This is a genomic window from Spirulina sp. CS-785/01 (genome assembly GCF_028330525.1).
In the GTDB taxonomy this organism is placed as follows: domain Bacteria; phylum Cyanobacteriota; class Cyanobacteriia; order Cyanobacteriales; family Spirulinaceae; genus JAQMSD01.
Genome location: NZ_JAQMSD010000075.1, coordinates 1 through 12,106 on the forward strand (window position 1 = coordinate 1; position 12,106 = coordinate 12,106).

The 12,106-nt window shown below is 47.5% G+C and carries 10 protein-coding genes, 1 pseudogene and 1 riboswitch; of the genes and pseudogenes, 8 read left to right on the forward strand and 3 right to left on the reverse strand.

Annotated elements, in window-relative coordinates; translation table 11 throughout:
• Both PN462_RS04160 and psbC read left to right on the forward strand, forming a co-directional pair.
• Positions 1-187, forward strand: a pseudogene (locus PN462_RS04160) (photosystem II D2 protein (photosystem q(a) protein)); the annotation flags it as partial.
• Positions 171-1,556 carry a photosystem II reaction center protein CP43 gene (psbC, locus tag PN462_RS04165; RefSeq protein ID WP_443029058.1) on the forward strand — a complete coding sequence of 462 codons (1,386 nt, stop codon included), beginning with the start codon at positions 171-173 and terminating at the stop codon, positions 1,554-1,556. The pseudogene PN462_RS04160 and the gene psbC, both read left to right, overlap by 17 nt.
• A 279-nt stretch (positions 1,557-1,835) precedes the next feature.
• On the opposite strand, the gene PN462_RS04170 is transcribed toward psbC, so the two are convergent.
• Genes PN462_RS04170 through PN462_RS04180 form a run of 3 tightly spaced genes read right to left on the reverse strand, consistent with a single transcriptional unit; the run spans position 1,836 to position 3,695 of the window.
• A complete protein-coding gene (locus PN462_RS04170; RefSeq protein ID WP_272126719.1) occupies positions 1,836-2,618 on the reverse strand; it encodes an ABC transporter ATP-binding protein in 783 nt (260 codons plus the stop codon).
• Positions 2,619-2,629: 11 nt separating this feature from the next.
• Positions 2,630-3,040 (reverse strand): ExbD/TolR family protein, encoded by a 411-nt coding sequence (locus tag PN462_RS04175; RefSeq protein ID WP_272126720.1) that lies wholly within the window; start codon positions 3,038-3,040, stop codon positions 2,630-2,632.
• Entirely contained in the window at positions 3,021-3,695 is a 675-nt protein-coding gene (locus PN462_RS04180) for a MotA/TolQ/ExbB proton channel family protein (protein WP_272126721.1), read from the reverse strand. The genes PN462_RS04175 and PN462_RS04180 overlap by 20 nt, the downstream gene beginning before the upstream one ends.
• 131 nt (positions 3,696-3,826) lie before the next feature.
• Here PN462_RS04180 and PN462_RS04185 point away from each other — a divergent pair, with 131 nt between their 5' ends.
• From PN462_RS04185 to PN462_RS04210, 6 genes are all read left to right on the forward strand, one after another.
• The gene (locus tag PN462_RS04185) at positions 3,827-5,158 is read left to right on the forward strand and encodes an energy transducer TonB (RefSeq protein WP_272126722.1); all 1,332 of its coding nucleotides are present in this window, start codon (positions 3,827-3,829) and stop codon (positions 5,156-5,158) included.
• Between the two features lie 96 nt (positions 5,159-5,254).
• Positions 5,255-5,411, forward strand: a riboswitch (cobalamin riboswitch).
• Positions 5,412-5,814: 403 nt separating this feature from the next.
• Positions 5,815-7,890 carry a TonB-dependent receptor gene (locus PN462_RS04190; RefSeq protein WP_272126724.1) on the forward strand — a complete coding sequence of 692 codons (2,076 nt, stop codon included), beginning with the start codon at positions 5,815-5,817 and terminating at the stop codon, positions 7,888-7,890.
• Between the two features lie 122 nt (positions 7,891-8,012).
• Positions 8,013-8,861 carry a (2Fe-2S) ferredoxin domain-containing protein gene (locus PN462_RS04195; protein ID WP_272126726.1) on the forward strand — a complete coding sequence of 283 codons (849 nt, stop codon included), beginning with the start codon at positions 8,013-8,015 and terminating at the stop codon, positions 8,859-8,861.
• 129 nt (positions 8,862-8,990) lie between these two features.
• On the forward strand, positions 8,991-10,208 hold the full coding sequence (locus PN462_RS04200) for an ABC transporter substrate-binding protein (RefSeq protein WP_272126727.1): 1,218 nt from the start codon (positions 8,991-8,993) through the stop codon (positions 10,206-10,208).
• A 16-nt stretch (positions 10,209-10,224) separates the two neighbouring features.
• Positions 10,225-10,974: a metallophosphoesterase gene (locus PN462_RS04205; RefSeq protein WP_272126728.1), complete on the forward strand. Its 750-nt coding sequence runs from the start codon at positions 10,225-10,227 to the stop codon at positions 10,972-10,974.
• Positions 10,971-12,014 carry an iron ABC transporter permease gene (locus tag PN462_RS04210; protein ID WP_272126729.1) on the forward strand — a complete coding sequence of 348 codons (1,044 nt, stop codon included), beginning with the start codon at positions 10,971-10,973 and terminating at the stop codon, positions 12,012-12,014. Before PN462_RS04205 ends, PN462_RS04210 begins: the two co-directional genes overlap by 4 nt.
• Positions 12,015-12,106: the final 92 nt, after the last annotated feature.

Consider the following 12,106-nt stretch of genomic DNA (forward strand, 5'->3'; position numbering starts at 1 on the left):
AAACTTACGGGCTTACGACTTCGTATCCCAAGAAATTCGGGCCGCAGAAGACCCCGAATTTGAAACCTTCTACACCAAAAACATTCTGCTCAACGAAGGTCTGAGAGCCTGGATGGCCCCTCAAGACCAACCTCACCAACGTTTTGAATTCCCAGAGGAGGTATTGCCGCGTGGTAACGCTCTCTAATACAAATATGACAGGAGCAGGTCGTGACCTAGAATCCACAGGTTTTGCCTGGTGGGCAGGGAACGCACGCCTGATCAACCTGTCCGGAAAATTACTCGGCGCTCACGTCGCGCACGCAGGACTCATTGTCTTTTGGGCTGGGGCTATGACCCTATTTGAAGTTGCCCACTTCACCCCAGATAAGCCCATGTACGAACAGGGCTGTATCCTAATCCCCCACTTGGCCACTTTAGGACTCGGCGTAGGTCCTGGTGGTGAAGTGGTGGACACCTTCCCCTACTTCGTCGTTGGGGTTCTTCACCTAATTTCCTCGGCTGTCTTAGGACTGGGCGGCATTTATCACGCTGTTCGCGGGCCCGAAACCCTCGAAGAATATTCCGATTTCTTCGGATATGACTGGGCGGATAAAAACCAAATGACCAACATCATCGGCTATCACCTCATCCTCTTAGGAGGCGGTGCATTACTGTTGGTCTTTAAAGCCATGTTCTTTGGCGGTGTGTATGACACCTGGGCTCCTGGTGGAGGGGATGTCCGCATCATCAATAACCCCACCTTGAATCCGGCTGTGATTTTTGGCTACTTGGTTCAAGCTCCCTTCGGTGGGGAAGGTTGGATCATTGGTGTCGATAACATGGAAGACATCATCGGTGGTCACATTTGGATCGGTCTCATCTGCATCGGTGGCGGTATCTGGCACATCTTAACCAAGCCGTTTGGTTGGGTGCGTCGTGCCTTCATCTGGTCTGGCGAGGCTTATCTCTCCTACAGCTTAGGTGCGTTGTCCTTAATGGGCTTCATTGCCTCTTTCTACGTTTGGTTCAACAACACCGCTTATCCTAGCGAATTCTACGGTCCGACTAACGCTGAAGCCTCTCAAGCTCAAGCCTTCGTGTTCTTAGCCCGTGACCAACGCCTCGGTGCGAACATCGGGTCTTCTCAAGGACCCACTGGCTTAGGGAAATACTTAATGCGTTCTCCCACTGGGGAAATCATCTTCGGTGGTGAAACCATGCGTTTCTGGGACTTCCGTGGTCCTTGGCTCGAACCGTTACGGGGACCCAACGGGTTAGACCTCAACAAGCTGAGAAATGATATTCAACCTTGGCAACTCCGCCGTGCGTCTGAATACATGACTCACGCTCCTAACGGGTCTTTAAACTCCGTGGGTGGTATTATTACCGAGCCGAACTCCTTTAACTACGTGAACCCTCGCGCTTGGTTAGGGACTTCTCACTTTGTGTTAGGGTTCTTCTTCTTAATCGGACACCTTTGGCATTCCGGACGCGCTCGTGCGGCTGCGGCTGGGTTTGAAAAAGGAATTGACCGGAAGACTGAACCTGTTCTGTCTATGCCTGACATTGACTAATTAACACGATTCATCGTCTTAGTTTAGGTTGAAAAACAAGAGACTCCTAGATTTCTGTCTAGGAGTCTCTTGTTTTTTGGGAGATAAAAAATTGCTATGTTAACCCAAAAGGTAACTGTCAGTATCTAGCCACAAAGGCTAACCTATTATAGAGTCAGGGGTTCAGTTTCAAAATAGTTCTCATTGGTCTGGTTAAACAATAGACCTCTCCAAAAAATCTGATTTAGCTACGGTAGAACTAGCGGTTCAGTTTTGTTTTTCTGAATGATGGGAGAAGTCTCATGGACGAATGGGAGACAGGGGATAGATTTGCTTGCCAACGGGAGTTTCCACGATCGCAACCTCCACATCAAAGACGGCCTTGAGATTGTCCGGGGTGAGGACTGTAGCAAGGGGGCCCACGGCCCACAGTTGGCCCTGACGCAATAAGGCCAAGCGATCGCTATACCGGGCCGCTAAATTAATATCGTGGAGAACAGTCACAATGGCTAATCCTCGCTCTTGGTTTAAACGAGTCAGCAGGTCTAACAGTTGCAATTGGTAATGAAGATCGAGAAAGGTGGTGGGTTCGTCGAGGAGGAGGACTTGGGGGTTTCGCGCTAAGGCCAGGGCTAAAAACGCTCGCTGTCTTTCTCCTCCGGAAAGGGCGGCCACCGGACGATCGCGGTATTCTCTCATTTCCGTCCATTGCAAAGCCCAATCCACCCATTGTTCTCCCTCTCGATCTAACTCCCATTGCCACCATTGTTGATAGGGCGATCGCCCCAAACTCACCAGTTGATACACAGTCAGGCCAGAGGGTAAAGTTTGTTGTTGGGGGAGGAGAGCTAACTGTTGGGCCACCGCAGTGGGGGAGAGGGTTTGAATATCTTTGGCACTCAAGCAAACTACCCCGTTTTGGGGTTTGAGGAGACGAGTCAGTAAGCGCAACAAGGTTGATTTTCCCGAACCATTCGCCCCCACTAAACTCAACCATTCCCCGCGATCAATGTTCAAATTGACTGCTTCTACAATGGGCTGAGTGTTATAGCCTCCGGTAATAGCTTCTGCTGCTAGTAACATGGCATTCTCGATTAATTTTCCTCTGGGGGGGTGGTGGCAAGTCCCAATCGTACCCCGTCAATTTGGCGTAAAATATCCATCACTTGAATTAAATTGCGATGATAGGTGCGTTCATCGGCATGAATGGCCACGAATGTAGAGTTATTTTTGACCCGCTCAGTCATGGTATCCTCAAGGGCGATCGCATCAATCGGCTCATTGTCTAAATACAGTTGTCCTGCCGCATCTATAGCAATCGTTACATCCGGTTCTTGACTCACATCTCCTGTTTCCGCAGAGGGCAAGTTAACAGGCATTTCCTCAGCACGAGTGAGAAACAAAGTGGACAAAATAAAGAAGGCTAAAATCGCAAAAATAACATCGATCATGGGGACAATATTAATTTCTAATTTCTCATCTCCTTCATTGTCTCGGACTCGCATATTTCACCTCCTTTCCCTTTTGTTCATTGTGTTGATTGTAATGCCATTCATAAAGGATTTCTAAATGACTGCCATATTCTTGTAATAAGGCAATTTGTTTGCGGTAAAAACTGCGAAAAACATTAGCTAAAAGGAGGGTTGCGATCGCAACTGTTAATCCCGTCGCCGTAGAAACCAATGCCTCACTAATTCCCCCAGTTACTAACGTCGCATTTTCAGTCATTTCTCCAATTTTAATGGCGGAAAATGACCGAATTAACCCTAAAATTGTTCCTAATAACCCCAATAACGGAGACACCGCAATAATGGTTTGGAACGCCCCATTAAAGCGTTTTAACCCCGGAATTTCTCCTGATGTCGCCCCTTCTAGAGCCAAACGAAACTGATTTGGCGACGCTCCATCCAATTCCATCGCTTCTAAAAAAATACGAGCAATGGGCAAATTGAGATGTTTCTTTAACTTCCCCATTGCCTCTAGAGGAGAATAACGATAGGTTTTTAAAATATCTTTAGTCACTCGTTTTTGGCGACGCTCAATCTGCAACCAAAAGAGCGATCGCTCTAGGCTTAATGTTAGCGTAGCGAGAGAAAATGCAAGGAGTGGCCACATCACAACCCCCCCTGCCGTAAAGATGTCTCGAACAAATCCAATCATGGAAAACGGCCTCGGTTTTGTTGTGTGAAGAAAAAATTTTAGTGGGTGATGGGTCGTACACCCAGTCATGCTAAGTTGTATCAATCGACAATAGTCGAAAGTAGAAATTTGGTCAAGTTAAATTTTATCTGATGAGTCTTTCCAAAACTTGTCTTGAGCAGCGAGCCAAGCAAAATACCAGAACGAAAAAATGGCTCTGTTGGGGCTTTTTAGGGGCGACAGGGGTTCACCTTGCGCTCTTACCTTTCCTTGCATGGATGCCTACACCGTGGCGCGATTCCCCTTTGGGGACGCTACGCGATCGCAATGCCAGCCAACCCACAACCATTGAACTGGTTGTCACCGCGTCTGAGGAGACGGAAACCCCCGAACTAGAAGCAACAGAGCCAACCGAATCCGAACTTACCTCCGAAGCGACGGAAACTCCTGCTGCGGCCTCCTCCCCTCCGAAGCGTGCCACCCTGACTCCAAGTCCACCGGAGAAGATGAGGGAGTCAGAGGCAGAAAATCCCTCTCAAGATACAGCAGAAGAGGAGAAAGCCGATTCTGAAGATAATACCGATGAAAATCAGCAAAATTCCCAAGATTCTGGAGAGAGTCAGGAGGAAACTGAAGCAAATAACAGCAATTCTGGGGAGAATAGCGAGGAAAATCAGCAAAATTCAGAGAATTCTGGAGAGAATGATGATCAGGGATTCAGTGACGATGAAGGATTAGGGGATGATGAGGGAGAAAATGAAGGAGATTCCGGAGAAAATAGCAATGATAATGGAGAAAGTGAGCATAATTCTGGAGAAAGAGGCAATAATACGGGAGAAAATGACGAGAATTCCGGAAATGGTAACGATAATAGCCCCTCTAGACGCACCATTTCCTGTGTCTCCTGTCCTCGTCCCGCCTACCCTCAAACAGCGCGACAGCAACGCCTAGAGGGAACAACTACCGTTGTAGCTGAGTTTAACGCCAATGGCACTGTCACCAATGTTCGCCTTGGGGGATCGAGTGGTCATTCCCTACTGGATAACGCGGCCCTCAATGCTGTGCGAAATTGGCGATTTAATGGCGGTGGCCAGAGTGGACAAATTTCGGTACAACTCCCATTTAGTCTGGGGTCTGAGGAAGAACAAGCAGAACGACGACGCAGCGATCGCACATCCGTCGAAGTCCCATCACAACCCCAAACCCCCCCATCCCCCACCCCCTCACCAAATCCCACTCCCGTTGAACCCTCCCCAACAGAAGCAGAGTTGGAAACATCCGACCCATCGGACGAAACCCCCACCCCGACACCATCCCCCAACCCCGCACCAAGTCCCACTCCAGCACCCGCACCAAGTCCCACTCCAGCACCCGCACCAAGTCCCACTCCAACACCTGCACCAAGTCCCACTCCAACACCTGCACCCAAACCCTCACCAAGTCCAAGTCCGACATCAACCCCCCCACCAGAAACCCCCTCTTAACCCAAAATTGATTACTGATTACTGGTTACTGATTACTGCAAAATCCTCCCCAAGAATGATTTTGAACACAATACTTGCAAAGTGGACAAAAAATAGTATGATGAGTAAGTCATCGGTTCTAGTGAGGAACAGTCGCTAGAGGAAACGGGGAAAGAACGGTGTAAATCCGTCGCTGTCCCGCAACTGTGATGAGATAAAGGCGAGTTTGAGCCAATCTCTTAGTCAGGATGCCCGCCGATTGTACAATCTGTCGATTTTATAAACATCTGCGAGGTACGGATGATGAAAAGTATTTTTCGAGTATTTGGACAAAAATATTGTCCTAAAAGGCGCGTTCACGCAGCGTCTCAGAACAAGAATCGCTATTATTTCGTTACATTCTGGTAGCGTTCGCACTTTGGCATTACAGGCTTTGCTAAGTTGAGTCTCAACCCAATGGGTGTTTTTGTACCGTTGTTTTGGCAATAACGGCCATCCTTGCATGGTTATTGCAAGGATAGAGCCGAGTATCACAAACAAACCCAGTAAAACAGCTTAACTCTGCGCTGGCCACCCTTTCCCCATGGGGAATTGCCCGATCTGAGAGCAATTCTCAACCCTTCCCCTATGCAGCTTTACGACAATTTCCACCCTCTAACCCAACTCAAAATTTTTCGATGCAACAATCTTTAATCTCCCTGTCTCTCCTATCTAGCTTAATTGTTCTATCCCCCTTCGCGCTTTGGGAATCCGTTCTTGCTCAAGAGAATTCCTCTGAAGAAGAACCCACACTTCGGATCAACGTGACAGACACCATTTTAGACACCCCCACCTCGACCCCCTTTCGTGGAAATGCTCCCTTACGGGACTCCACTCGTCCCACCTATGTCATCGACCGAGAACAGATCGAGCAACAGGGTGCAAGAACCATCCGAGAAACCCTCCGTTTTCTCCCTGGTATTTTGGGAGATGGGACAACTGGAACGGAAGTAAACGGGTTAAGCGGACAATTTATTCGCGGTTCTAATAGCTCTCAAGTCCTGATTTTATTGGATGGTCGTCCCATTAATGCGCTAGGGTTTGGAGGGTTTGACCTCTCAGAAATTACTACCGATGTAATCGAACGGGTGGAAGTGTTACCCGGTGGGGGTTCGACGCTTTATGGGTCGGATGCGATCGGGGGGATTATTAATATTATTACCCGTCGTCCGTCTGATGAGTTTAGCGGTCAAGTTGGCGTTGAAGTGGGGAGTTACGGTTATAATGAGCAGAATTTAGAACTCAGTGACTCTTTTGGGGATTTTGGTTATTTTCTCAACTATAATCGCGTTGCCGCAGAGAATGAGTATGATTACACCATTGAAGGAGTTACGAGAACTCGTGAAAATAATGATACAGAATACAATAATTTAGCCGTTCGGTTAGAGCAAGAAATTGGCGATCGCGCTCTTTTGCGCTTCACTTCCTTTTACCTCCCGAAAGAACAAGGTCTTCCGGGGGGAGTTCCGGTGGCCGATCCCCCTTTTGGACAAGGCTTTTTTAACTCCTTGACCGACAATAATCGTAAATTTACCGACCAAGTATTAAACGACTTATCCTTAGAAGTAGATTTAGGAGAAGACGGAAACTCAGTCTTAACTGCACGCTTTTTCCTCGACTATTTGAATATTCGCTTTGATAACCGCACGGAAGTTACAGAAACGCTTTCTTTTACACCACCCTTCCAATTACAACGCACCGAACCCGACCAACAACGCTTTGAAACCGAACAGCGATCGCTCGGTTTTCAAGTTCAACACAATTGGCAAATTACACCCAATCAAAACATTGTTTATGGGTTCGACTATCGCAACACCAATGTCAACAACTTGACACAAAACTTAACTACTAATAAAATTAGAACAAATTTCAACGATGAGATTAGTCAAGGGGCTTTATTTGCTCAGTACGCTATCGACCCTGTGCCAGCGTGGACAGTTGTTTTAGGACTACGACAAGAATTTAGTAGCCTCATCAATGGGTCGGTAACATCTCCCAGTATTGGCACAAAAATACAGGCTTCCGATTCCACAATTTTCCGTGCTAATTATATCCGGAACTTCCGAACTCCCACAGTCGCTAACCTATTTAACGCCAATCCAACTAACATCGGAAATCCTGATTTAGACCCGGAACGAGGCAATAGTTTTGATATCGGAATTGATCAAGCTATTGGTAATGCTGCTCTGCTCCGATTAACCTATTACAACAACACGATTTCTGATTTAATTGCCTTTAAACGGATCAGTCCGCCTGAAAATGGCGTTTCAGGAACATGGCAAAACTTAGGCAAAGTTCGCAGTCAAGGACTCGAAGCCTCAGTTAATGTTCAACCTGCACCTAATGTCTTTTTCTCGATAGGCTATACACTCAATGAGCCAGAAATTTTAAAGAGTGTTAACCCAGAAGAAGAAGGCCAAGAATTACGATTTGCGGGAGCAGATAAGTTAAATTTAGGAGTATGGTACGAAAATCAATACGGTTGGTATGCGGGTTTATTAATGAATTCTTTAGGCAGTTATCCGACAAATAACACCAATACAGAATTTTTACCGGGATATACCACCTTTGATGCTCGTTTGCGTGCGCCAATTACACCAGATTTAACCGTTGAGGCCGGAGTCCGGAATTTATTTGATCAACGATATCAATTATTTTCTGGTTTCCCCGATAGCGGTCGCACTATTAATCTAGGAGTAGAGTACAATTTTTAACCTGTGTGTCACAATTTAAGTTGGCTGGATGAGTCTCCCTAACCCCCCTTCCGTGTTCACCCAAAACAAACAAACAACAAACAACAAATAACCAAGAACAAATGACAAATAACCAAGAACAAATGACAAATAAAACAACTGAAACTACCCTAACCGGAGGAACAATTGAATATGAGGACTTTTCCTGTGAAATTGGGGTCTTGGGGCCAATGCTGTACACCCTCTGTCAAGATCATTGGCAAGAGGTGCAAATTGGTCATGTTGTCCAAGGTAGTGTCCTAGAACTCTCCTTTCTTGAACCGCCCAAAATATTTGTCCTGTACGACGGTTATCTTACCGTAGCGACAGAGGCTTGGCACTTGCATCTCTGCGTTGAGGAACATTTAGGCGGCCCCCATTGCAAAACCCCACCCGAACTGCGGAAACAGCGTTTAGTGACTCGGGGTGCGCTTTATCGTCGTCTCAACCGTCAGGGAAAACCCACCAGTTGGGGGATTCAATTCTGGAATGGGGATGGGGAAAAAATGATGACCTTCTTTTTACCGAACCCCTATTTAGGAGAAGACGAAGACTTACTTCCCGAAGGGAAACCTCAATGGAAAAAACTGGGACTCTATGAAACCCTGCGGGAAATTTATGTTTTGGGCAATCAACCGATTCCCTTTCCTGAAAACCCCCTCAAACGCCCGTATTTAGCCGTTTGTCGTTCCAGTCGTTGTAACCCCTCTCGTAATTGGCAACCCACCTATGACGCGCTGAAAGCTGCCACAGAGGAGGCGGGATTAGATATTCCGGTGCAAACTGCGGGGTGTCTGGAAGTGTGCCAACAGGGGCCTGTGGTTTTTTATTCTGGCGATCGCAGTTGGTATGTTCAAGCTAAACCCGAGCTGGCTAAACGAATCGTCAATGAACATATTATCGCAGAAACCCCGATCTCAGAATATCTTTACCCTCAGAACAGTAATCAGTAATCAGTCACCAGTCACCAGTCACCAGTCACCAGTTACCAGTTACCAGTCACCAGTCACCAGTCACCAGTCACCAGTCACCAGTTGGGAATAGGGAACAGTTATCAGTCAAGATGAGGCGATTCTTGAATTATGCCTAGATTTGTTGAGGGGAAGCAGTTAATTTTAATTTTGCTCGGTTTTTGTGGGCCGGTGTTGATTTGGGGATGTCAACCCCAAGAGACAACCCAAGGAGAAACCGAACAACGTCTTAGTGCAGAATGTGTTCAGGATTATGATCCCGAGAAAAATTATTTCCGCGATCGCACCCAACCCGAATACGCCACCGGATTTTCCGTCACCTATCATAACCATTATAAAATCGTCACTGTCCGTAATCCTTGGCAAGATACCGACGAAACTTTCCAATATTTACTGGTTCAATGTGGAACACCTGTCCCGGAAGGATACGAACAGATGCAGGTGATTAAAATCCCTATTCAAAGCGTCGTCACCCTCTCCACCACCCATTTACCCCATCTTGACCGTTTGGGAGTTATTGATCGTTTATTGGGAGTGAGTCGCTTTTCCATCGTCAATACTGCCACTGTCCAAAGCAAAATCGAGGAGGGGAAATTACTCGAAGTGGGGTCGGGTAACACTTTAAACTTAGAACGGTTAGTGGAACAATCCCCCGATTTAATCCTGACCTATGGGACAGGCAACCCAGAATTTGACCGCCATCAACAAATGCAGTCTGCTGGCCTTTCGGTGGCTATTGTCGCTGAATATATGGAATCTTCGCCATTAGGTCGGGCAGAATGGATTAAATTTACGGCCTTATTTTTCAATCAAGAAGCCAAAGCAGAGGCAATTTTTACGAAAATCGCGGCTCAATACGAAATGCTCACCCAACTCACCGAAAATATTGAAGACCGTCCTACAGTTTTGACGGGTTTTAGTTATGAGGGAACGTGGTATGTTGCAGGAGCAGAGAGTTATGTGGGGCAATTTCTCCGGGATGCAGGGGCGAATTATCTTTGGTCAGATTTAGATATTGCGGGGAGTTCTCCGAAAGACTTTGAAGCGGTTTTTGCTCGTGCCAAAGATGCGGAATATTGGTTAAATGTTAGCCAAGACTGGCAGAGTCGAGAGGATATGGTGGCGGCTGATGCCCGTTATCAAATGTTCACCGCCTTGCAAGAGGATCGCGTTTTTAATAATACGGCTCGACTCTCTCCCCAAGGGGGAAATGATTATTGGGAGACGGGAATGCTCGAACCCGATCAAGTTTTAGCCGATTTAATCGCTATTTTACACCCCCAACTCCTCCCCGACCGAGAGCTTAAATATTATCAAAAATTAGATTAATTACCGACTCCCTACTATGATCACTATTGCCCAACTCACCGACACTCATCTGTTAGCCCAAAAACAGGATAACTTACGCGGGAGTAATCCTTGGTCATCCCTAGAAGCCATTGTCGAAGCCATTGCCCAAGCTCAACCCGATTCCCTCCTTTTAACCGGAGATATCGCCGATACAGGGGATAGAACTGCCTACGAACAGGCGATCGCACTCCTCTCCCCCCTAGAAACGCCCATCTACTGGCTACCTGGAAATCATGACGTAAACGCCTTCCTCAAAACCAGCTTCACCCACCCCCACTTCCATCCCCCCCAAACTACCCTGTTAGGTGACTGGCAACTCTGCACCCTCGACTCCACCCGACAAGATGCCCGTTGGGGAGAAGGCCACCTCCCCCAAACCACCCTACACCACCTCGAAACCCAATTAAAACAGACTCATCGCCCCACCTTAATCGCCCTCCACCATCATCCCTTACCTACGGGCATTGAGTGGCTAGACATGATGGGCTTACAAAATGCCGAGGACTTTCTTACCCTCCTCCACCGCTTCCCCCAAGTCAAATTAGTGGTTTTTGGTCATATTCATAGCCCCTTCCACCAACAACAAGGGGACATCCATTTTTATGGGACTCCCTCCACTTGCGTGCAGTTACCACAAACTGCCCACACCCCAACAGACAAACAACCCGGTTTTCGCTTGCTGCACCTTCATCCCGACGGGACACACACCACCGAAATTCAGCGTGTAGAGGTTTTCGCTTCATGACCAAACTGAGGACAATTGCCCCCTTTTCTGAACCGATGGATCGCAAAACCCCTTGGCTCTTTGGCGTATTAGCCATTTTACTTGCGATCGCGGTCGCAGGCCGATTAACGTTAGGATCGGTCGAGATTCCCTTTTCCCAAGTTGTCACCATCCTCTTAGGAAACGAACCCACCCAAACCCCATGGCGCGATATTATCCTACAATTTCGCTTACCCCGTGCCATTGCCGCCATTTTAGCGGGTGCGGCCTTATCCGTTAGCGGCCTACAAGTCCAAACCCTTTTTCGTAACCCCCTCGCTGGCCCCTCTATCTTAGGCATCAATGCCGGAGCCAGTTTAGCGGTTGCTCTCGTCGTCTTAGTCACAGGCAGCAGCAAACTCCCCAACCTCGGCATTGCTATGGCCGCAGGTATCGGGGCAGGATTGGCGGCCAGTCTTCTCTTGCTCATTTCCCAACAACTTCAGAGCCAACTCGCCTTATTAGTCTTTGGCTTAATGTTTGGCTATATGACGACTGCTTTCGTCACCATTTTTCTACATTTTAGTTCCATCGAACAGACGCAAAGCTATCTGGTTTGGACGTTTGGCAGTTTTGCCGGGGTAACATGGTCACAAATTCGCGTCTTGTTGCCCTTGGTCTTGTTAGGATTAATTCTGTCTAGTTTATTGTGTGGGTCGCTCAATTTACTCTTACTCGGAGACGAACAAGCCCGTAATTTGGGCTTATCTGTCCGTGCCATCCGCATTGGCATTATTCTCAGTTCCTCTTTATTAGCGGGTACAGTCACGGCATTTTGCGGGCCAGTGGCGTTTCTGGGGGTGGCCGTGCCGCATTTATGCCGAAGTTTGTTCAAAAGCGTCGAACATCGCCTTTTAATCCCGGCCACGATTCTCTTAGGGGCGTTATTGGCTTTATTTGCCGATGCGATCGCGCAATTCCCCGGCCAAGACACCGTACTCCCCTTAAACGCCGTCACAGCCCTCTTAGGTGCGCCTGTCGTAACGTGGTTAGTGTGGAAGCGACAACACTTTTTTTATTGAAGAGAAGGGGGCATAGCAACGAATTATCAATGAATTATGTATGGAGTTAGTCTCCCAGATGATGTAAATTCTACTCAAGAATGTACGAGATG